Below are 22403 nucleotides of genomic sequence, written 5' to 3' on the forward strand. Positions count from 1 at the left end.
ATGGCCGGAGGCCGGTGACGATTCCCCGGGTGCTGGTGGAGGTCGAGCGCCGCGACGGCGGATGGGCCGTCGAGGTCCGCCTCCCGGCCGGTTCCGGCCCGCCGCCGGTCGGGTACGGCGTGGGCGCGGTCACGGTGACGGACGTCGACGGCTTCCCGCGCCAGATCCCGGCGCTGCCGGCCGGGCGCCGCCACCAGCTCGGTGCCTCGGCTCCCGAGGAGCTCGTCGCCCTGTGCGCCGGCGACGCGGGCGCGGTCTGCGCGCTGCTCGCCCGCATCACCGGCCGCGACCTGCGGGCCGGTGACGCCGAGCTGTACGGCAGATGGCTGTTCGAGTGCCTGCTCGCCCCCGCCTGGCCGGCGATCCTCGCCGCCGCCACCCGCCCGGCGGATCCCGGACCGCGCCCGGGCGACGGGCCGGCGGCGCACGCGGTGGAGCTCGCGCTGCGCTGGCCGGCCGACGACCTCGCCCTCGGCGCGCTGGTGTGGGAGGCGATGCACGACGGCGAGGCCCCGCTCGTGGGGCATCCAAGATTGCTGGTGGCGCTCACCCGGGTGGTGCCCGCGGCGACACCCGCGCCGGCCACGATCCGGCGACTGCCGCGGGTGCTGTTCGCCGCGGGTTCCGCCCTGGAGGACGCGGTGATCCGCCCGGGCGCCATGTTCATGGGGCTGATGCGCGGCTTCGACGCGGAGGGGCTGTGCGTCTCGCGGGCGATGACGAACGCGTCGCTCACCGAGCTCGGCGACCTGTGCGCCCGGTTCGCCCCGGACGTCGTGCATCTCGTCGCGCACGGCGACATCGCGGAGGGCCGGGCCGTCCTGCGCCTCGCCGACGCCGAGGAGCCGGCCGGCTTCCGCTACGTCGACGCCGAGGCGCTCACCGCCGCGCTGCGCCAACCGGCCGGGATGCCCACCGTGGTCGTCCTCAGCGCCTGCGGCAGCGCGCGCCCCACCGGCGCCGCCGAGGGCGCGGAGCTGGTCGACGAGGCGCGGGCGGCCGGCCGGTCGATCGCCGCGGAGCTCACCCGGCGGGGCGTGCCGGTCGTCGTCGCGATGTCCGGCGAGGTCAGCGAGCAGGCGAGCCGGATGTTCACCCGGGGGTTCGTCCGCGCGGTGCAGGCGGGGGCGTCGGTCGTCGGGGCGGCGGCGGTCGGGCGGCGGGCGGGGCTGCTGCACGGCGATCCGCCGAGCCGCTTCCTCGACTGGGCGCTGCCGGCGCTGTTCCTCGCCGAGCGCGTGCCGCCGGATCTGCGCGTCGTCGACCCGGCGCCGGCCGTCGCGCTGCGCCGCGCCGCCGAGCGGCTGGAACTGCGCCGCGCGCCGATGTTCATCGGGCACGAGGCGATCCTCGCCGCGGCCGAGTCGCTCGCCGACCCGGCTCCCGAACGCTGCCCCGGCCTCGTCGCGGCGGTCGCCGAGGGGCCGATCGGCGGGTTGGGTGGCAGCCGGCTGCTGCGCGAGATCGGGCTGCGGCTGCTGCGCGTCGGTCACCTCCCGCTGCTCATCGGCCCGTTCGGGGACGGTGGCGCGCCGCGGGACCTGCGTGACCTCGTCGTCCGCGTCCTCCAGGCGGCGATCATGGCGGCGGACGCGCTCGGCATCGCCCCGCCGCCGCTGAGCACGGTGGGTGTCGACGAGACCTGCCGCCGGGCCGCGTTCGTCACCCCCGCCGCCCTGCGTGGGCTGGACGCGGACTCCCGGTTCGCGCTGCTGCACACCGCGGTGGCCGAGTTCGCGGCCGCCACCGGCCCGCTGAACGAGCATGTCCTGCGCCGGGCGCTCGGCCGGGATCTGGCCGCGTTCGCGGCCGCCGCGGCCGCCGGGCTCGGGGAGCCGTTCGGCGTGTCGTCGCGTGTCGTCGTGCTCGGCGACGAGGTGCACCGGTGGGTCGGCGCGCTGCGCCCGCTGCTGACGATGCTCAACCGGGACGGGCTCGGCACCCCGGACCGGCCGGTGCCCGTCGTCGTCACCGCGTCGCTGCTCGAGGACGAGGGCGTCGTGCTGCGCCGGCTGCGCGACGAGCGGGCCGGCCAGCCCGGATTCCTCTTTCCCGAACTGACCCGTATGTCCCCGGCGAGCGCCATACTGGGATTCCAGTGGGTCCTGCTGCATCCCTGGCAGGAGAGATACCCCCAGGTGTACACGGCCGCCCGCAGCTCCTCCCGAGTGGCGATCGAGAAGAGTCTCGGGGAGTTGAGGGGAATGCCCACCGCCGTCCGCCGGGAGCTTTACCTCATCGCCAATGTTCTGACGTTCAACGGCGTCTTCGTCGCCGCCGACGACGAGGGTGCGCTGCGCACCTATGAGGAGCGGTTCCGGTGAATCCGCCCGCGGACAGCCTGGCGGACCTCACCGCGCTGCGTGCGTGGGCGCGGCTGGAGTCCCTGCGCGAGTTCGACGCGGCGCAGCTGTGCCTGCTCGCCCTGCTGCCCGAGTGGACGGATGACACCGCCGAGCGGTTCGGCCTCGTCCCCGCCGCGGACCTCGCCGGCCTTCTCGCCCGGCTCGACGACGCCGGCCTGGTCGAGCGCCGGCAGTCCCCCGGCCCGCACCGGGGCGTGCGCACGGTGTTCTGGCTGCGGCTGTCCCGGCGCGACGAGATCGGGCGCTACCTGCGCGGCGACGACGTGCCGGTCAACGTCGACGAGGAGATCGACCGGCTCGCCCGCGCCATCCGCACGGCGCTCGACGCTCCCGGCGGCACCGCCCGCGACCTCGCCGCCGCGTTCGAGCCGTGGCTGGAGGTCGCCGGGACGCACCGCGCCGACCGTTCCGGCACCGCCCTGTTCCACCGCGTCGACGAGTACGTGATGGCCGAGGGTGGGCTGGCCGCGGCCACCCGTCTCGTCGCGGCGGCCCGGACCGTCGGCGCGATCAGCGGCGGCACCCTCGCCGAGGCGGCCAGGCGGGCGGGCTGGCGGCTCGACCGTGCCCATCGCGACGCGCAGGACGCCGAGTACCTGCGGGACTACCAGCCCCGCGCGGACGTCGAGGAGGTGCTCGAGGAGCTGCTCGACGGCGAGCGGCCGGGCGCGCCGTGGGCGCTGCACCTGATCGGCGACGGCGGCATCGGCAAGACGATGCTGCTGCGCCACCTGAGCTCCGGCTCCTTCGCGACGGCCCGCGACCTGGCCCGCTTCCCCGTCGCCCGCGTCGACTTCGACCATCTCGACCCCCGCTACCCCGAGCACCGCCCGGCGGAGGTGCTGCTGGCCCTCGCCGACGAGCTGGCCGGCTACGGAGCCAGCCGCAACTGGTACAGCTCCTACCGCCGGTTCCGCGACGCCGCCGGCGCCCTGCACGAGCAGATCGGCCGTCTCGGCGCGCAGGCCGAGCGCGACGCCGCCGCCGGGGCCGCGCCGCCGCAGCCGGTGTACGGATCGGCGCTCCTCCCGGCCGGCGGCCCGACGCGCTCGACCGTCAGCCTGATCCGGGCGGCGGCCGCGCAGACCGTCCGCGCCCTGTTCGACGAGGTGGTGCGCGCCTTCGCCCGGGTGCTGCGCGAGCTCGACCGGCCCCGGGTCGTCCTCGTCCTGGACACCTGCGAGGAGCTGGCCAAGCTGTACCCGCCGGGTGCCGCCGCCCCGGCCATCGACCGCACCTTCGACCTGCTCGAACGCCTCCACGACGAGCTGCCGGACGTCCGCGTCGTCCTCGCCGGGCGCCGCCCCCTGGTGCCGCCCGCGGACGAGCAGGCCCGCGCCGCCGGCCCGCGCCTGCGCCAGCGCGACTACCTGCGCGTCGTGCGCGTCACCGGCTTCACCGCCGCCGAGGCGAACCGCTTCCTCGACGCCGCCGGGGCGGCCTCGACCGGCCCGCGACCGGCCGGGGCGCTGCGGGCCGCGCTGCTCCACCGGGCCCGCACGCCGTCGTCGGGCGCGGACGGTGAGCGGTACAACCCGTTCGAGCTCGCCGCCTACCGGGACTGGATCGTCCGCGAACCTGACCTGGACCCACGGGTGCTGCGGGCCGCCGGCGACCCGCTGGTCGAGCGGCGCATCATCCACCGCCTCGCCGACGACGACACCCGCGGTGCGCTCGCGGTCGCCGCCGAACTCGGCCGGTTCGACCTCGCGATGGTCACGCCGGCGCTGGAGCGCGCCGGACTGGCCGCGCGCGCCGCCTTCGACGGGCTCGCCTCCCAGGAATGGACGCAGGTCCGGGCGCTGGGCCCCGACGGGCGGCCGAGCCTGCTCGAGGTCGACGAGCACCTGCGGGACCGGATCCGCGCCGTCGTCGCCGCCGAACCCGACCGCTACCCGCTGGACCGCGCCGGCCTCGGCCGTGACGCGGCGGCGCTCGTCCGGACCGGCGCGCTCGGCGACGTCACCCCGGAGGCGGTCGAGACGGCCGTGCGCCTGCAACCCGCCGACCAGGCCGCCGTGTTCTGGGTGGACCTGGAGGAGCGGATCGCCGCGGCCGGTGAATGGGCCTGGGCCGCGCAGGTCGCCACCCGCTGCGCCGGAGTGGAACGCCCCCGCGCCGACGCCGCCGAGGCGGCCGACGGGCTTGCGCGGCCCACCTCCGCCGCCACCACGATCATGGCGGCGATCCTCGCGACCGGGGCCGCCGCCCACATCCACACCGGCGAGCAGGCGCTGGCGGGCCCCCTGTGGCAGGCCGTGCTCCACCACGTCCCCCACCACCCGCTTCCCGGCCAGCGTGCCACCCTGGCCAGCCGGGCCCTGCTCGGTGAGCTGGCCGCCGGCGGCGCACCCAACCCGCTGCTCGCCGGCTCGCCGCCGGACGTCGATCGGGCCCTGCGCCTGCTCACCTCCCGCACCAGTCCGGGGACCGCCGACCTGATCGACGCCGAGCCGACCGACCTGGACCTCGACGAGCTGGACGGGAGCGATCCGCGCTGGGGTGAGCCGAACTGGGACGAATGGGTCGCGGGTGGGCCGGTGATGGCGCGCCGGCGGCCGTCCCGCCAGGCCGCCGCGCATCCGCTGGCGGTGGTGACCGCGTTCGCCGGCCGGCCGGACCTGGTCCCCGCCGGCTCGGCGCTGGCGGCCCTGCAGGCCGTGGCGGAAGGGCCGCTCACCGGTCGGGACGGTCGGGAGGCGAACGCGCCGGGAGAGACGGAGGCGCCGGGGCAGACGATCACGGACCGACTGCGGGACGCCGATCCGGTGGTCCGGCTCGCCGCGGAGGTCTTCACCGCCCAGCTGGCCCTGCGAGCGGCGGTCGATCCGCCGTCGGGTCGACCGCTGTACGGATCCCTGCCGATCGTGCCGCTGGCGGACGAGGGCGGTCCCGCCGCGTCGCGCCGCGGGCAGGAGGCCGGGGCGAACCCCGCCGAGGAGGCACCCGGGTCGGGTCGCCCCGGGGAGGTCTTCACGACAGGGTCGCCGACGGTCCTCATCGCCCGGCTCGCCGCGGCGATCGCGGCGGCCCGGCGGGCGGCGCGCGTCGCCGGCGCGACCTCGGCCGGATCAACGTCCTCCGGATCAACGTCCGCCGTGGCCGCCGCAACGGCCTCCGTGCGCCCGGCGGGCGCCGTGGACTGGGCGGACTGGGCGGTGCCGCCGGGGCTGGTCGACCGCGCCGAGCTCGCCGTCCTGCGGCTGCGCGCACAGCACGACCCCGTCTCGCCGCCCCCCGACCTGTCCGGCGCCGGGCTGGACGAGGTCCTCTCCCGCATCGGCGATGTCGACGCCGAGCGGCGGGTCGCGACCGCCCTCCGGCTCGCCCTGGACCACCGGGTCCTGCCCCGCGACGTGCTGGGCCGCTTCGACGGCTGCCTCGTCTACCGGCCGGGCCGGTCGCCGACGAGCTGGCTGCACCGGCAGGTCCGCCCGCTCGCCGTCGAGGTCGCCGACGCCTGGACGGCGCTCGGCGAACCGTCCCGGGCCGCAGACATCCTGGTCCGCTACCGGGAGGCGGCCCGGCTCGCCGGGGACGATCCCGACGCCGTCGAGGACTGCGACCTGGCGCTGCTGGAGCTGTGCCGTCGCTACCGGACCACCGAGTTCAGCCCGTCGATCCGGCAACTGGCCCGGACCGGATCCCCGCGGCTGCGCGCGGCGGCCTGGCTGGTGCTCAGCCTGGTCGAGGGGCAGCATCCCGAGACGCCGGTCGAGGCGGGGGGCTGGCATGCGTGGTGGCGATGCCAGGACCACCGGGCCCTGCTCGCCGGCGGCGCGCTGCGCCACCTCCGCCCGCCGCTGTCGACCGAACCGTCCTGGCCGGCGTTGACCGCCGAGGTGGACCGGCTGGAGCTGCGCCTTCTCATCGGCTCGACCCCGCCGCCGGCGAGCGTCGAGGATCTGGGCGACCGCCTGCGCGACCCCGAGCTCCGCCTTCGCCTGGCCGCCCTCGTCGACACCAGTCGCGCCACCCCGCCGTCGCAGGCGACCCCACCGGGGCTGGTCACCCCACCGGGGCCGGCCAGGCCGCCCGGGACTGCTGACCTGGTGGGGGCCGTGCTCGCCGGGATGCCGGCGCTGGCCGGCGCCCGCCTGGCGGTGCGGGTCGCCGAGGAGCTCGCGCCGCGGCTGCCCCGCGAGGCCGCCGCGCTGCTGCGCGCCCCGGACGGAACCCCGCGCACGATCACCCGCCTGCACCGGGCGGGCGACGACTTCGCCGCCGCCGCGGCCGACGTCCTGCGGGTGCGCGTCCGGCAGCGGGCCGGACTCGACAGCGGCGCGCCGACACCCGATGTGGACTGGCGCCCGCTCGCCTACTGGCCGGCCTGGCGGGCGCGGGTCGCCGCCACGGCGCTCGCGGACTGGGAGGTCGACACCGCGCCGCAGCCCGTCGCCGACCCGGCGCGCACCCCCGGCGAACTGCTCGCCGACGTCATACCCCCCCCTCCCTGGGACGACACGACCGGCCCGACCGCAGCGCGGATGTCCGTGGATCCGCCGGCCAGGACCGACCGGCTCGTGCCCGCCGGCGCCGCCGCGCGGGACGACCGCGTCGCCATGGGCACCATCCCCCGTGCCAACCCCGCGGGATCCTGGCCAGCCCACGCGGAACCGGTGCATGGCCACAGGGGGCCGGAGAGCTCCGTCGCCGATGCCGGCGCCGAGCGGCCCGCGGCGGGCCGTGGCGCCGGCGGCCGGCGCTGGAAGGTACTGGCGGCGGTGGCCGTGGCCGCGGTGGTGAGGTCCCGCGTGGCTGGCAGGTCGGGGTCGCTCCCGCGGTTCGGGGTCGTCCTCGGGCTGGGGGGGCCTGGCGCCGGCCAGGACGGACAGTACCGGCTGCGTCCGGGCCACCAGGTCACCGTGCGCTCCGGTCAGGTCCACGTCGCGGACACCCGCCTGGCGCCGGCCGTCTTCCTGCACTCCCGCACGCCCGACGGCGCCCTCGCGGCACGCCTCGCCGAGCGCGGACGGCTCTGGTGTGCGCGCGTCCGCCCGGGCGAGCGGACGCTGTGGCGGGTGGACGGCGAGCGGATCACCGGTCCGCCGGGTCGGCTCGGCCCGCGCCGCGGGTGGGAGCGCGACCTGCGGGTGGTGACGCTCGACGTGGACGAGGCCGACCGCGCCGGTGACTGGGAGTCGCGCCTCGCCGCGGCCCTGCCGGCGTCCCTCGCCCGCACGGTCGTGTTCGCCCGGCTACGCGCCGGGCGCGCGGAACCTGGCGCCGCCACCCCGAAGCCCACGCCGGTGGCATCGCCCGGCGGCGGCACGCGGGCCGTCTGGCCATCGATCGGCGAGTCGTCGATTGTCGAGCCGTCGATCGGCGAACCGGCCGCCGGCGGCGCCTACGTCGGCCCGCGCCACCTGCGGCCGACGGACGGAGCTGGCAGGCCGGTGTCGGTGCCCGGTGTCGTGCACGCGGTCGGGACGCCGGTGCGCACCGGCTCCGGGCTGCGGCTGCGGGTCAGCGACCCGGACGCCGGTCCCGCCCTCGCCGGCGACGGCGCGCTGCTCGGCATCGAGGATCTCGGCGTCGACACCGCAGGGCTGACCGTGCTGCAGGCCGACCTGATCGACGGTCCCGCGACCCCGCTCGGGGACGACCGCGAGGGCTTCGTCGACCTGGCCATCGCCGCCCTCGACGCCGGCGCCCCGGCCGTCCTCGTCCTTCCCCCGTTGCCGGACCGGTCGGCGGCCGTGGTGGCCGCGGCACTGCGCGGGACCGCGACGTCCCTCGCCGCGCCGACCGCCTCCCGCGGCCGGCGAGCCGGCTCGCCGTCGGCGGAGCATCCCGGTGAACGTGTGCTGCCCGTGCTCGCCGCCCGCACCGCGAAGGAGATCATCGAGGTGTTCCCGACCGGCGAGCACGCGTTCGAGGCCGGCGGGCACGGGCGGCGAACCGGTGCGTCGTCCGGCGCCGCGGTGGCGCTCCCAGGTGTGGAGCCAGCCGTGGGGACGGGGCGGGACGAACCGACGCCGGACTCGCGGGCCGCCGGCGACGTGCTGCTGTTCCTGCGCTGAACGGGCGCGCGTTCTTCCTCAGCCGGCGAGCAGGTCGGCGAGGGTGAGGTCGGCGAGGCCTGGATCGTCGCGGGCGGGGAGGTGGGCGATCACCTCGTCGGCGAGCGCCCGGTCGGCGGGGGTGAGGCCGGCGAGGGCACGGTCGGTGGGAGCACGGCCGGCTTCGGCGGGATCGGCTCCGGCGGGATCGGCTTCGGTGCGGCGTGCCCCGGCGACGTCGGCTCGGCCGGGGTCGGCGCGGTCGGGGTCGTGCGCGTCGGGGTCCGGGCCGGCGGCGGCCTGCTCGGCGCCCGCTTCCAGGGCCGCGGCGATCGCGGCGGCGATGCGCGGCCGGTCGGACTCGACGTAGTCGTCCGACGTCCAGGCCGTGGTGACGGCCTCGGCACGGTAGTCGGTGAACGCCCCCATCCGCCCGCGCGCCCGGGCGAGACGGGCCCGCGCGACCAGCGCCGCCATCGCGGGGGAGAGCCACACGTCGTGCTCCGCCCGGGTCTCGACCCGCACCACCAGGTAGTCGACGCCGGTGACCCGACGGGTGCCGCCCGGGCCGTCGTCCTGGCCGCCGGAGTCGCCGTCGAGGAGCGCCAGGCGCCCGCCGGCGTCGATCGTCAGCGGGCCGGGCAGCGAACCGGGCGCCGCGTTCACCACCGCCAGGTGCCCGGCCCGCACGGGCAGCCCGCCGCCGCCCGGGCTGATCATCGCGTGGTGCAGGCCGAGGACGGGACGTTCGCCTGAGGCGTCGATCAGGCTGTCGAGCCCGGCCGACACCGCCCGGGCGACGGTCGCCGCGGTCGCCAGCGGCGGCCCGAGCAGGTCGGCGAACCCGGCGACGAGCCGCACGGCCGTGTCCAGCGGCCCGGCCTGCACCGCCTGGTAGACGGCCGCCTCGATCTCGACGACGCCGCCGGTGAACGGCAGCAGCGGGGTGACGGGAAAGTCGACCTGCTCACCGGGCACCGCCCAGGCCGCCGCGGGTCGCGAGAACGAGGTGAAGGCGACCGCCCCCGTGCCGCCGAAGTCGAGCGAAGCGCCCGCGTGCAGCACCGGAAAGCGGTCCCCGTCCCAGCCGCGAGCCTTCGCCAGAAAGCCCTCCGCCAGCCACAGCCGCAGATATCCCTGGCCCGGCCAGATCGGCGCGGACCCGGGCTCGGGCAGAAAACACGTCGTCACATGCTCGGCATCGGCCTCGAACCAGCCCCGCACCCGACCCCACAACCCACCCGCCACAAATGCGCACCCTATCCTCCGCACCGGTCCGCCTCGACCTGGACAGCACGACAGGATCCCGGTAGGTGCCTGCTGCGGGGGCGTTGCCGGGGATGTCTCCCAATTGCCCCGATCCAGGGCCGTTCGGGAGTCGATCCGTTACGATCCGTCTGGGTGGTAGGTGGAGGTGATCAGGATTGGCTGAGGGTGCGACAGCGGCGCACTACGAGCGTCTCGCCGGCACATATGACCTGAACTGGACCTACAGCGACGCCTTCGTCGAGTGGATGGCGGGTGAGATCGTCGATTCGCTGTCGCTCACCGCGGACGACCGGATCGCCGATGTGGGGTGCGGTACAGGGCTGTACACCCGGCGGGTTCTTCGCCTGGTGCGGCCGCGTACGCCGGTGCTGTGCGTGGATCCGTCGGCGGCGATGCTGAAGCAGTTGTCGGCCGACTCGGGCCTGCGGCCCATCCGGGCAAGCGCGGAGGAGATCGCCGGTGTCGGCGGAACCACCGTCCCGCCGGTCATCCCTCCGGGCTCGCTCGACGCGCTGGTGATCAAGGAGGCGATACACCACGTCGCACTGGCGGACCGTCCCCGTACGATAGCGGGGCTCGCCCGGACACTCGATAGCTTCGGTCGCCTTCTCATCGTCATGCTGCCGACCCGGATCGAATACCCGCTCTTCGCTGCCGCCATGGCGCGCTTCGAGGAGCTGCAACCCGATCCCGCTGACATCGCTGATCAGATGCGGGCAGCTGGACTTTCTGTCCAGGTCACCTACCGTGAATTTGCGCTGAGGATTCCGAAGTCGCGTTACCTGGAGATGGTGGGAAGCCGCTACATGTCCCTGCTGTCGATGTTCGATGATGCCGAGATCGCCGCAGGTGTCGCAGAGATCGACGCCGCGCACGCGGAGTCGGTGCTCTCCTTTCATGACCGGTTCGCCTTCGTCCTCGGTGGCCGTGGGAGGTCGACATCGTGACCGAATCTGTCGACGATCGCCTGCATCGTCTCCAGACGGAGCTGAACGGTCATGATCGAATAGCGCGACATCTCGGTCTTGACTTCACGAGGCCGATAAAATCGCTCGGCGACGGCTATCCCGAGAACACGGTCTCGCTGGTGGGCAAGATCACCGAGAGGTTGCTGAAGCAGCTCTGGGCGCATCATGAGGTCCCCGGGGATCCCGCCAGCAAGGCTCTCAATGATCTGATCAAGGGATGTCGCCCGCACATCAGAAGCACAAATGTGATCAATGCTCTCACCGACATCCAGCGGCTCCGGAACCGCTCCGCGCACGACGGCTACGACATCGCCGAGGAGGATGGGCTGCTCGCGGTTCGTCGGCTGCTGGACGTGCTGGACTGGTTCACGACGACCGACGTCGCTTCGATCACGGGTGACGCGCCGAGCCTCGATCCGGTGGTAGAGCAGAAGGCGGAGTTCCTGGCCGGCCTCTACTCGACACTTGGGTACCGGGCCATCAAGCTCTTCAACCTCTCGGAAAGCACTGTGTACCAGCTCTTCTGTCGGCAGGTGGGCCTGCAGGCGGAATATGTCGAGATCATGCTGAGTCGCAGTCTGGAGGAACTGAACCAGGTTCTCACCCAGACCGGCGGAGAGCTTCTCGACACGCAGCTTCCGAAACACACCCGGTTTCTGGTTGTCGAGGACGAGCCGGCCACCCCGGTGGCTCCCTTCGCGGACGGCGAGATCCGGATCGTCGCCTATCAGCGGTTCGTCGAGCGCATCATCGACGTTCCGTCGCATGTCGCCGATCTGGCGGCGAGCTACCCGCGGACGAGTGGGGACGGCGCGTCGCCGATCGTCATCGCGGGTGACGTCCTGGCGGCGGACCAGCGCACGGGCGAGATGGCCGTGACGGAGACATCGGACGCGGCCGACATACTTCGTCGCCTCGCCGGCACCTCTGCCAATGTCCTGGTGATCGGTGGCGCCGGGAGTGGGAAGACGACCCTGCTCAAAAGGCTCGTGGCCGCGGAGAGCGAAGCGATCACCCATCGGTATCGATTCTATCTCGACATGAGCCTGAAGGATCCTGTCGAGGACTTCGGGGAGTTCGTGACGAGGGCCCTGAAGCCGTACATGGATGTGCCTCGCAATCGCGTCTTCGACGTCTTTCTCTATCTCATCCGGTCCGGATCCGTCCTGTGTGTGCTTGATGCGATCGACGAGGCGGTGACCAGCACGAGCCTGGCTGCGTTCCTCGATGTCTTCGCCGACGTCGCTCAGGCGATGTCGGCGGAGTCGACGGTCGTGATGGCGTCGCGGTATTCCTTCCTCGCTGACTCTCCGGAGGTTCGCCGGCTGCTCAACAGCTCCTCGCTGATCTCGGAACGCCTGGTACAGCAGCTTCACGCCGGGGGAGTGGACCCCTTGGAGCTGCCGCAGTTCAGCGTGGTCCGCCTGACCGACCTGAACCTGCACGCGGACGAGCGGGTGTACCGGGTGTCGCCGCTCGAACTGCGACTGGCGCAGCAGACAGGTCGCCTTGCCGGCGGTCCGTCGACCTATGTGGCCGAGCATCTCACCGACCTCATCGCAGCCCGGGTAGAGCAGGTGCTCGCGGCCGCAGGGCTCACCGACCTGCGCGCCGCGCTGGACGCCTACCTTGGCCCGGCCTTCTTGGCGGACCAGGCGGTCTTCACGCTCGCCGACATCTGCACCCACGTCGGCATCCGATGCTTCACCGCTGGGCGGGTGGCGCTGGAATCCTTTCTTCTGGCGCCACTCTTCCGCTCCGCCGGGAATGGTGACGTTGCCCTGGTGCATACCGTGTTCCAGGAGTACTTCGCGGCCCGCTGGCTGCGGACGGCAGTCGGGCGGGAGGAGGCGGCCCGCGCCCGTGAGCCGATTCTGACGGAACAGGTGCGGTCCTTTCTCGCTCATCTGGGCGCCGATCCGGTCGCATCGTCACCGCGAGCGGTGCCGCCCGCGACCTATCTGGTCGGGCCGAGCCACCGGCTGCTGATGCGCAGGATCGAACAGGAGGTTCTCTTCGACGAGTTTCCGGTGACTGTCCGGCGCTACAACGAGTTTCTCGCCGCGGTGGCAGCGCAGGGGTGCTCCCAGTGGGATCACCCGGACACGCCTCCCGACCACAGCCACGAGCCGTGGCGGGAACGCCTGCGCAATCCCGAGTACTACACGGACCCTCAGTACGAGGACTTTCCCGCCATCTGCGTGAGCTGGTGGAGTGCGTACGCCTTTGCCCGTTTCGAGGGAAAGCGGCTGCCTACCTGTGTGGAATGGGAGGTGGCCGCGCGCGGCACGGATGGACGGCTCTTTCCGTGGGGGGACGCGTTCGACCTGGCTGCGGCGAACTGCGCCGACTCGTGGAGTGGGCGGCCGTTGGTCACCTATGAGGTCTGGAAAGGCGAGATCGACGGTGGCCGTCTGCGGGAGTGCGCACCGATGTCCGTGCTCGACCATCCCGGCAACGTCTCACCATTTGGGATCAGGGGCATGGCCGGTAACGTCTGGGAATGGACATCGACGGTCTTCGGGGCGATTAATTCTGCGGCCGTCTGTGGAGGCTCCTACGACAACCCATACCGGGCTGTTCAGGCATCATCGAAGGCACTTTACGTGCGGCGCGGAAGCAGTAATGCCGTCGGTTTTCGCTGCGTTCGGGAGGGGCAGTGACCAGCACCGTTGAGCCGGAAAGAACCGTGGCCGGTCAACGATTCGGACGGACGACGGACAGGCAGCAGGTCGGCAGCGGGCCCCATCAGGTCACCGCGACCTACCTCGTCCGTGACGACATGACCGGTGAGACCTACGGCTTCGACTACAGCGACATCGTCACCGAAGGTTTCCGGACCATCATCATCGGGGAGCGTGTCCGCTTCGCGGTGGATCCGGATTCTGGTCGCGCCTGCTTTGTCATCAGGCTGGACCTGCCGGAGGTCGACGAATTCTACCGATAGGCTCAGGTGGGCGGCATTCACTCGCCGTGGTTCGCGCGGTGAGCATCGTCGGGCATCCGGACTGGTCTGAAGGGCCGCTTCCGCTCCGCCACCAGGAAGTGGAGGCCAACGCCGCGGCGAGACGGACGTATTTCAGCACGGCCTGTGGCCGCATCCTCTATGGAACAGCGGATCGACCGACGCGCTGGCATCGACTGATCAGCCTGGAGGACGGAGCAGGTCCCGTCTTCGGCGTCGAGCTGCTCCTGCCGTCACCGGACCGCCCGGATCGGGCGCTCGTCGTCTTCCACCTGACGGTCCCGGCCTATGACGGTGAGCTCCTGAGTATCCTACGGACGCTTGCCGGGCGCCGAGGCAGCGGTTCCAGGGCGCCGGACCTGGGCGCGTTGCTACCGGCATGGGCGAGTCTGACATCGTCGTCCCGCGCCTTCACGGTCGCGTTCTCGACCTTCGCGCAACACGAACTGTCGAGGCCGCCAGGCGCGGTTCAGCTTGACTCGTGGTCGACGGCGGATACCTGGCTATGGCATCTGGCCTCGCGGACGAATGGATCGGACTACCCCCCGGACCCTGATCACGCGGACCGGCTTCTCGCCGGCAGGGTGGTGCTGTCGGCGGACTGGCGCGGACTCGTCACGCGGGACGGGGCCGCCTTTCTGGGGCTGCGCCCCGACCAGGGCGACAGCGATCCGTTCTTCGGCTTCGCCCAGCTGTACACGCACACCACCTATCTGGACGCCATCGTGATCGGCATCGTCCAGAGCAGCAGTATCGTGGAAATGATCGACGAGGCGGCACGAGCCTTCGAGGCGGATGACCTGCCGCGCCATCTCAGCCGTCTGGAGGAGCGCGCGGCACGGTTCCGCACCATCTACTGGCTGCGCGATGCCAGCGTGCACGGACCGGCCAACGACATCCTCACGGCCTACCAGGAGCAGCATCATCTGTCGGCGAAGTTCGACGCCGTACTGACCGAGATCGTCGACCTCAACCGCATCGCGCAGGCGCAGGAGGGACAGTACGTCAGCGCGGCACTCGGCGTGCTCACTGTCGTAGGTCTGCCCTTCGGCGCCGCCTTCGCGGTACTGCAGGTTCTCGGCGCGGACTCACCGTGGTCCTTGCTCATCGCGATGGCCGCGGCGCTTGCCGGTTCCGGCGCCCTCCTGCTGACGCGTTTCGGCCGGCTGCTGATGCGATCTATGCGGCCGTCGCGGTAGAGGGGGGTAGAGGGGATGGCCGCGAGGGTGTCGCGCGTCGCGAGTTCTGTCGGCCGAGAAGTCGCGGGGCACGATGGTCGGCCCGTGGGCGTGGCCTGGAGGCCGGGTGAGGCGTCTCAGGCGTCGGGGAGGGGCGGTGGGGGGACGGCGCCGTGCATGGCGGTGAGGCCGCCGTCGGCGGGGGGGGTGACGCCGGTGATGTAGGAGGCGTCGGGGGAGGCGAGGAACCAGATGGCGGCGGCGTGTTCCTCGGCGAGGCCCCAGCGCTGCAGCGGGATGCGGCGGCTCGACGCCTCGACGAGGCCGGGAACGGCGCGGTGGCGGGCCATCAGCGCGGTGTCGGTGAGCCCGGGGGCGAGGGCGTTGACCCGGATGTTCTGGGCGGCGTGGTCGAGCGCGGCGGCGCGCACCAGGTTCACGACGGCGCCCTTGGACGCGTTGTACGCCCAGTTCCCCGGATCGGCCCCCAGCCCGGCGCTGGACGCCGTCACCACGATCGATCCGCCGCCGGCGGCCCGCAGCGCGGGGACGACGGACCGGATCCCGACCACGACACCCCGCACGTTCACGGCGAGGATCTCGTCGAACCGCTCGAGGGCGCCGTCGGCCTCCCATGGCAGGGTGCCGCCGATCCCGGCGTTGAGCACCGCCGCGTCCAGGCGTCCGAACCGTTCCAGGGCGGTCCTGACCATCGCGTCGCCGGTCCGTTCCCGGGAGACGTCCCCGACCACCGGCACGATCCGCGGGGACCCCTCGTCGCCGCTCTGCCCGTCGGCGGAGTCAGGGGCGGTGGCGAGGTCGGCGAGTCCGGCCTTGTCGATGTCGACGGCCACGACGCCGAATCCGCGGGCGGCGAACAGCGCGACGCACGCCCGCCCGATACCGGATGCCGCCCCGGTGATGACGACCGACGAGGTGACCACGGTGCCTCCGCGGGGCAGGGGCGGACACGAGTTCACCCGAGCATGGCCGACGACGACGACCAGCCGGCTCGCGATTCGTGACATCGCGGTGACGATTGCGTTCGATGGCGTCGTCCGACGGTACGCCTCCGTCCGGTGCGAGGCGCGACCGGACGGCGCTACGACCGGACGGCGCCAGCCGGGGGAGTGACGCGGTCCCGGCGGGTCAGGCGCGGGCGGTCGCGACGGCGCCGCTGGCGAGGAGCTGGTCGATCTCGGGCTGGGGAAGGCCGAGCTCGGCGAGGATCTCGACGCTGTGCTCGCCGAACGCCGGGGCGTGATGGCGCAGCTGGTAAGGCTGGCCCTGGACCAGGCCGGCCTCGGTCACGTAGGTGTACTCGCCGGCGACCGGGTGCACGGCGGTGTGGAAGGTGTCGCGGGAGAGCAGGTGTGGGTCGACGGCGGCCTCGGCGAGGGACCGGTAGGCCGGGCCCAGGGCGATGTCGTGCTCCGCGGCGAGCTCCACCCAAGCCGACAGCGGTCGGGTGCTGAAGATCCGCTGTAGCTCGCGGCGTAGCTCGGCCTGGTCGGCGCCGAAGTCGACGTTCGCGCTGCCCGTCGCCTTGTTGGCCGACAGCAGGTCCGGCCGGTCGACGGCGGTGCAGAAGTTCTTCCAGAACTTCGGCTCGATGCAGCAGAACAGCAGGTTCAGCCCGTCCTCGCACGCGTAGAACTGGTACAGCGCTCCGGTCATCTCGCCGCTGTCGGTGGCCGCGGGCATCGATGAGCGGTCGGTGATCCGCGCGTCGTTGAGCGCGTAGGTCGCGGCGATCCACGCCTGCGCGACGACGCCGTCGGCCCCCGAGATGTCGATGAAGGCACCCTCGCCGGTGCGCGCCCGCCGCACCAGGGCCGCGGCGACGTGATACGCCGCGTGGATCGCGCCGGCCGCCGTGCCCTCCCCGCCGGCCTCCATGCTTCCCATCGCGCCGCTGCCGGCGGCGAGGTGCAGGAACCCGTCGTCGCCCATGACCCGGGGGGTGGCGCCGGCCAGGGCGTTCATCATCTGGCCGTGGGTGGGGATCGGCGCGTACGGGCCGGTCGCTCCGAAACCGGTGTACTGGCAGTAGACGATGTCGGGCTTGCGCGCCTTCTGTGCCTCGTAGCCGACGCCGAGCTTCGCGCAGGCGTCGGCGGCGTTGCCGTCGACGAAGACGTCCGCGGTGTCGAGTAGCCGCCAGAACACCTCCCGGCCCGCGTCGGTGCGCAGGTCCAGGCCGATGCTGCGCTTGTTGCGGTTGATCTGGATGTGCGCCGGGCTGTAGCCGGGGGTGACCTGGCCGAGGAAGTGGCGCAGGTAGTCGCCGACGGGTGGGCCCTCGACCTTGATCACGTCGGCGCCGAGGTCGCCGAGGTGGGCGCCGACGGTGTCGCCGTTGAACAGCATCGCCGACTCGATGACCCGCACTCCCGCGAGCAACTCGCTCATGTCCGCCGTCCTCACCGGGCCAGGCCCGTCGTCGAACGCCTCGTACGCGGCGCCAACCAGCTGTGTTCGGTTGAAAAGTTATCTATTTCGCCTGGCTCGCGCCCGAGGTGTGGGGCGCCCATGACCCGGCGCGGGCCGGTGCGGCGCCACGGCGGCGTCGCTGACCCGCGGCAACCGCGCCAGCGTCTCGACCTTGACCACCTCGGCGCCGAGGTCGCAGAGCAGCCGAGCCGAGTAGGGCCCCGCGTCCGGGAATCCACCTGTTCCCGCCCCGTCTGTCATGTTATTCACACAGGTTAAATATCGGCGTGCGGGTAGTATCGGAACCACCTTCGCGTGCCACGAATTGCCCATCCGCGGGATGCGGGTCACCGGAGGGAATCGCCGGCCGCGTTTCTCCCGTCACACGCGCGGGGCGTGTCCTTGTTGATCGACGTCGTTCCGTCGAGTGCTGCCGTCATGCCCGTGCGACTCCGGCGATCCGGCGCTGTTGCAGGCGATCGTGTGCCGTCGCGGACAGGGTGGCGTGCCGTTCGTGGGGAGAGTTGTGCCGTTTGTGGGGAGAGTGAGGTCTGTTGTGGTGAGCATCGACGAGGCCCGTCTCGAGGTTGCCGCCCCTGCCGCGCAAGCGCGGCCGGCCGAGCGGCTGCGGGAACGGTGGGCGATCCGCGCCCTCGGCTCCGACCCGGGCCTCAACCGGTTCCGGATGGCGCTGCATTCCGTCATCACGATCGGCCTGATTCTGGTGGCCGAATGGCTGTTCGTCCGGGCGACCCACGCCTTGCAGATCCAGACCCACGGCGCGGCGCTGCCCCCCGCGAAGGCCGCGATGGTGGCCGCCGCCAACCACCAGTTCCTCGTCATCGCCATGCTGCTGGGCGCGATCATCGGCATGATCTCGACCTTCGCGATCATGGATCCGACGCCGCGCGGCCAGCTGGTGACCCTGCTGTTCCTGCCGCTCCCGATGGTCCCGATGCTCGCGGTCGGCATCGCCCTCGCCGACTACCGGCTGCCCTCGCTGATCCTGATCGTCGCGAGCCTCGGGGTGGGCACCTACTGCCGGCGGTTCGGCCCCCGCGGGTTCATCGGCGGCATGTTGCTGTTCATGGGCACGTTCATGGGTGACTTCATGGGCAAGGCCATCTCGCTGGGCGACCTCGGCTGGCTGTGCGCCGAGCTGGGCATCGGCCTTCTCGTCGCGGGAGTCGTCCGCTTCGGGCTGTTCTACCCACGTCCCGCGAAGGACCTGCGCCGCGCCCAGCGCTCCTACGCAGCCCGGGCCCGCCGGCTGGCGAAGCTGACCCTGGAGCTTCTCGACGATCCCGACCACGGCGAGCGCGGCGCCCAGCGCCTGCACCGCCAGCTCGTCCGTCTCAACGAGGCCGCCCTGATGATCGACGCCCAGCTCGGCGATCCGGCCGCGACGGCCGACGGCTCGTCGGGCCAGCTGCTGCACCAGCGGCTGTTCGACGTCGAGCTGGCACTGACGAACGTGGCCCGCTTCGCGCAGGCCATGACCCGCCTCGACCTGCCCGCCGACCAGCTCGCGGCGGCCCGCGGCGCCCTGCGGGGCATCGTCGACCGCGACCAGGCGGCCGCCGACGCCCAGGCCCGCGCCCTGCTCGACCTGCTGCGGACCGCCGACGTCGACGTCGACGCCGACGCCGTGGCCGACGCCCGGGACCGCACGGCCGTCGTCGTCGCGCACCGCTTCGCCGGGTCGGTACTCGCGCTGACCGAGGCGATGAGCCAGTGGCTCGCTCTCGGCTCGGCCAGCGAGCAGGAGCGGACGACGACCCTGTTCCAGCCGTCGGTGATGCTCTTCGGCGGCTTCCTGCCCGGCTCCGCGGCCGCCAGCGCCATGGCCTCGGTCGAAAGCGGCGACCACATCGCCGACCGCGCCCGCCTCAAGCCGTATGTGCGCGCCGCGATCCAGGTCGCGGTCGCGGTCGCGGGCGCCATCGCGCTCGGCGATCTGCTGTCGGGCCAGCGGTACTACTGGGCGGTGATCGCCGCGTTCATCACCTTCATGGGCGCGAACACCTCCGGCGAACAGATCCGCAAGGCGCTGTACCGGGTGGGCGGCACGCTGGTCGGCATCCTGATCGGCTCGGTGCTCGCGCACGCCGTCGGCCACGACGCGGCCCTGTCGATCACCGTCATCCTGGTGGCGCTGTTCCTCGGCTTCTACCTGATGCGGATCAACTACGCGTTCATGGTGGTCGGCATCACCGTGATGGTCTCCCAGCTCTACGTCCAGCTCGACGAGTTCTCGAACTCGCTGCTGCGGCTGCGTCTCGAGGAGACGGCGATCGGTGCCGGCGTCGCCATCGCGGTCGTCCTGCTGGTGTTCCCGCTGCGCACCCAGTGGGTTCTGCGGGTGGCCCTGCGCGGCTACGTGCGGTCCGTCGCGGTCCTCGTCGAACACGCCAGCGGCCGGCTGATCGGCGACCCTGCGTGCGGCGACACGGCGCTGCGGGCCGACGCCCGCGCCGTCGACGCCGCCTACCAGAGCCTCGTCGCCACCGCCGCGCCGATGCGCCGCGGCCCGCTCGGCGGCCTCGACGAACGGGTCACCGAGCTCATGCGCCTGGTCACCGCGTCCCGCGCCTACAGCCGCAACCTCGTCCACGACGTCGAGAAGGCCGGCCCGCTCGACCTCGACAGCCGCCGCGAGATCAAGGGCGCCACCGCGAGCCTGCACGAGTCGCTCGACGTCATCGCCGCCGCGATCAACGGCTCACGCGACGCGACGTACACCCGCTCCTCCGCCCTGTTCGACCGGGCCGAGCGCCGCAGTGAGCAGGAGGCCGGCGCCGTCCACGACGGCCAGCTCGCCCTACGCGACCTCAAGCTCATCGATGGCGCCATGGCCCGCCTCGCCGAGACGATGGGCCTGCGCATCGCCGACTACGACACCACTCCCGCCGCCGTCTGACAGCCGGCCAACGGGGCGACGACGGCACCCGCCGCCGCCTCGGCGACACGGAGGGGCGACACGGAGGAAGGTGCCTGCGCCGGCCCTTCCGTTGATCATAAACATTCCGTCGTTGTTATTGTTCCCATGTGATCACGGCGCGGAAGCGGCCTGCGAGTGTCCGATCGCGGTGGGCGGGGGTCTGAGGATCAGAGCGTTTGAGTGTGACGAATGCGGCGCGCCGAGAGCCGGTCATCCGAGAGTTTCGGTCACGGGCCGTCGGTTGTGTCAGGAGTGCGCCGACCGGCTGCTCGGAGCGGCGAGCGCTCGGCTGTCGGGCGGTGGGACAGGCGACGCGATCGCCACGGTCGGATGGTTCGAACGGATCCGTCGACGACGCTCCTCGAAGGGCGGGTAGACCGATCGACGGCTGGCCCGGGCACTGACCCGACCGTCCCCCTCAGGGGAAGTCCAGCCGGGGATGGCGGGCGAGTATCTCCTCCCGCGCGTCCGGCGGAAACTCCTCCGGTCGTCGTCCGGCGACGTCCCAGCTCGTGGCGACCTGGAGGAGGTGGGACTCGGGGTCGTCGGCCGCGGTCACGTCGTCGCGCATGTGCAGCCCGATGATCTCCGAGACCCGGGCGGACCGCTGCGCCGGCCAGCCGGCCGCTGTGCCGAACACCCAGGCCAGATGCCCTCCCGCCTCCTCGAACGGCAGCCGGTGGTTGTCGAACGGCTCCGTCAGTCCGAGGTCGTGGAGCAGCGCCGCGATGTAGTACAGCTCGTCGTCGAAGGCGATGCCGTGCGCCGCGCCGTATCTCACGCCCCACAGGTAACGCTCACTGGAGGTCTGCTGGCGCGGTGTCGACGCGCGGGGTGAGCGGCTCGCCGCGGCGGCGGGCCAGGGCCCAGCGGGTGCCCGAGTGCAGGCCGCGCAGGGTGCGGCGGACCGCCGGGACCTGGGTCGCCCGGTGCATCGGCTGACGCCACGGCGGCTGGCGACCGTGCCGGCCCGCCATCGCGTAGGCGAACGACACGGCGTCCTGATCAAGGTACTGGTCGGCCCGCTCGAACCAGGCCATGCTCGTGCGGGCCGCCGCCTGCATCGGCCGCAGCGCCCGGTGGCCCCTGCCGTCGAACTCGCGCAGCGCTGACGGGACATCGTTCGCGTGCTCGTCCAGGATCCGCGCGAGCATAGCCGCGTCGACGATCGCCAGCGCCGTGCCGGAGCCCAGGGTGAAGTGCGTGGTGTGGGCGGCGTCGCCGATCAGGACCACGTTGTCGTGGTACCAGTGCTGGTTGGTGACATCGACGAAGCGCTGCCAGCGTGCGGGGCCACCGCCGTCCTGGCCGTGCGGCCGGTCCTCGGCCTGCCCCTGCGCCTGGCTGATCAGCGCGTGGCCGTCCAACGGTCCGGCGAAGATCTTCTCCAGGGTCCGGAGCGTCTCCTCGTCGCCGCGGGCGTCGAAGCCGAGACCCTGCCACGTCCGTTCGGCGCACTCGACGATGAAGGTGCTGAGCCCGGCGTTCGACGGGTAGGCGTGGCACCAGATCCAACCGGCCGGGGTCGGCTCGAACGCGAAGGTGAAACTGTCGGAGAACCGGTCCGTGCCGAGCCAGAGGTAGGGGTTGGTGCCCCTCGTGGTGCTGGTGCCGAACAGGTCGCCGGCGTCCTGGCGGATCCGGCTGTTCGCACCGTCGGCAGCCACGATCAGATCCGCGTCGGCGTAGGGGTCGAGATCGTCGACCTCCTGCTGATAGACGACCCGGACGTCGAGCTCGGCCGCGCGGTCGGCGAGAACGCGCAGCAGCTCGGCCCGCTGGACGCTGAAGCCGTAGCCGGTGAGATGGGCCACCCCCGACCCACCCAGGCTGATGCGCTGCTCCTGCCAGAGGGCGGACCTGGCCCGGATCGCCCGGGCGCTGCGCGGGTCCGTGCCGAAGAAGACATCGAGCAGGTTGTCCCAGTAGACGACGCCCCAGCCGTACGTCGCGCCCGGCGGGTTGCGTTCGAGCACGGTGATCTCGTCACCCGGATGGCGCAGCTTCGCCGAGATGGCGAAGTAGAACCCAGCCGGTCCGCCGCCGACGCAGACAATCCTCATCGCACCCGCCCTCGTGATCGTGGCTGAAGCCCGCCCGCCCGCGTTGATGGACCCTCGAGACGGGGCATGGCGACGGCCGATCGATCGTCGGCTCGTCGCCACGCTGTTGCTCCTGGACAGCCCGCCTGGCGGGCCTAGGACCGAGGAAGCTGTGAACCATTGGAACTGTGCGCCTGGTGCCCGGGGCTACCAGCCCCAGCCGCCCCAGCCACCCCATC

The 22403-nt window shown here is 72.8% G+C and carries 12 protein-coding genes; 7 read left to right on the plus strand and 5 right to left on the minus strand.

The features are described from left to right. Window positions 1-14: 14 nt before the first annotated feature. The gene (locus C1A33_RS37965) at window positions 15-2324 is read left to right on the plus strand and encodes a CHAT domain-containing protein (protein ID WP_423748090.1); all 2310 of its coding nucleotides are present in this window, start codon (window positions 15-17) and stop codon (window positions 2322-2324) included. Beyond that, window positions 2321-8389, plus strand: a complete 6069-nt coding sequence (locus tag C1A33_RS16760; RefSeq protein WP_101832422.1) for a hypothetical protein — start codon at window positions 2321-2323, stop codon at window positions 8387-8389. The genes C1A33_RS37965 and C1A33_RS16760 overlap by 4 nt, the downstream gene beginning before the upstream one ends. A gap of 18 nt (window positions 8390-8407) precedes the next feature. Here the strand turns inward: C1A33_RS16760 and C1A33_RS16765 are convergent, their stop codons facing one another. Further along, window positions 8408-9616, minus strand: a complete 1209-nt coding sequence (locus C1A33_RS16765; RefSeq protein WP_243407634.1) for a hypothetical protein — start codon at window positions 9614-9616, stop codon at window positions 8408-8410. A 176-nt stretch (window positions 9617-9792) separates the two neighbouring features. Between C1A33_RS16765 and C1A33_RS16770 the strand changes: the two genes are divergently transcribed. From C1A33_RS16770 to C1A33_RS34225, 4 genes are all read left to right on the plus strand, one after another. Next, window positions 9793-10584 (plus strand): class I SAM-dependent methyltransferase, encoded by a 792-nt coding sequence (locus C1A33_RS16770; protein ID WP_207770342.1) that lies wholly within the window; start codon window positions 9793-9795, stop codon window positions 10582-10584. Continuing rightward, a complete protein-coding gene (locus tag C1A33_RS16775; protein ID WP_101832423.1) occupies window positions 10581-13268 on the plus strand; it encodes an SUMF1/EgtB/PvdO family nonheme iron enzyme in 2688 nt (895 codons plus the stop codon). Before C1A33_RS16770 ends, C1A33_RS16775 begins: the two co-directional genes overlap by 4 nt. Continuing rightward, window positions 13265-13552: a hypothetical protein gene (locus tag C1A33_RS16780; protein WP_207770343.1), complete on the plus strand. Its 288-nt coding sequence runs from the start codon at window positions 13265-13267 to the stop codon at window positions 13550-13552. Before C1A33_RS16775 ends, C1A33_RS16780 begins: the two co-directional genes overlap by 4 nt. A gap of 605 nt (window positions 13553-14157) precedes the next feature. Next, the gene (locus C1A33_RS34225) at window positions 14158-14769 is read left to right on the plus strand and encodes a hypothetical protein (protein ID WP_133150695.1); all 612 of its coding nucleotides are present in this window, start codon (window positions 14158-14160) and stop codon (window positions 14767-14769) included. A gap of 116 nt (window positions 14770-14885) precedes the next feature. Here the strand turns inward: C1A33_RS34225 and C1A33_RS16790 are convergent, their stop codons facing one another. Both C1A33_RS16790 and C1A33_RS16795 read right to left on the minus strand, forming a co-directional pair. Then, complete coding sequence (locus tag C1A33_RS16790; protein WP_101832436.1) at window positions 14886-15692, minus strand: SDR family NAD(P)-dependent oxidoreductase; 807 nt, start codon at window positions 15690-15692, stop codon at window positions 14886-14888. A 205-nt stretch (window positions 15693-15897) separates the two neighbouring features. Beyond that, window positions 15898-17160, minus strand: a complete 1263-nt coding sequence (locus C1A33_RS16795; protein WP_101832426.1) for a CaiB/BaiF CoA transferase family protein — start codon at window positions 17158-17160, stop codon at window positions 15898-15900. Window positions 17161-17740: 580 nt separating this feature from the next. Between C1A33_RS16795 and C1A33_RS16800 the strand changes: the two genes are divergently transcribed. Continuing rightward, window positions 17741-20101: an FUSC family protein gene (locus C1A33_RS16800; RefSeq protein WP_133150696.1), complete on the plus strand. Its 2361-nt coding sequence runs from the start codon at window positions 17741-17743 to the stop codon at window positions 20099-20101. 439 nt (window positions 20102-20540) lie between these two features. Here the strand turns inward: C1A33_RS16800 and C1A33_RS16805 are convergent, their stop codons facing one another. Both C1A33_RS16805 and C1A33_RS16810 read right to left on the minus strand, forming a co-directional pair. Next, window positions 20541-20903 (minus strand): HD domain-containing protein, encoded by a 363-nt coding sequence (locus tag C1A33_RS16805; RefSeq protein WP_207770344.1) that lies wholly within the window; start codon window positions 20901-20903, stop codon window positions 20541-20543. Window positions 20904-20919: 16 nt separating this feature from the next. After that, entirely contained in the window at window positions 20920-22185 is a 1266-nt protein-coding gene (locus C1A33_RS16810; RefSeq protein WP_101832428.1) for an FAD-dependent monooxygenase, read from the minus strand. Window positions 22186-22403: the final 218 nt, after the last annotated feature.

This window comes from Frankia canadensis, from assembly GCF_900197875.1.
GTDB lineage: Bacteria > Actinomycetota > Actinomycetes > Frankiales > Frankiaceae > Frankia > Frankia canadensis.

Bases quoted from the DNA above. Each gene is read 5' to 3' on its own strand.
- C1A33_RS16795 (WP_101832426.1), bottom strand. From the start codon at position 17,160: ATGAGCGAGTTGCTCGCGGGAGTGCGGGTCATCGAGTCGGCGATGCTG.
- C1A33_RS16810 (WP_101832428.1), bottom strand. From the start codon at position 22,185: ATGAGGATTGTCTGCGTCGGCGGCGGACCGGCTGGGTTCTACTTCGCC.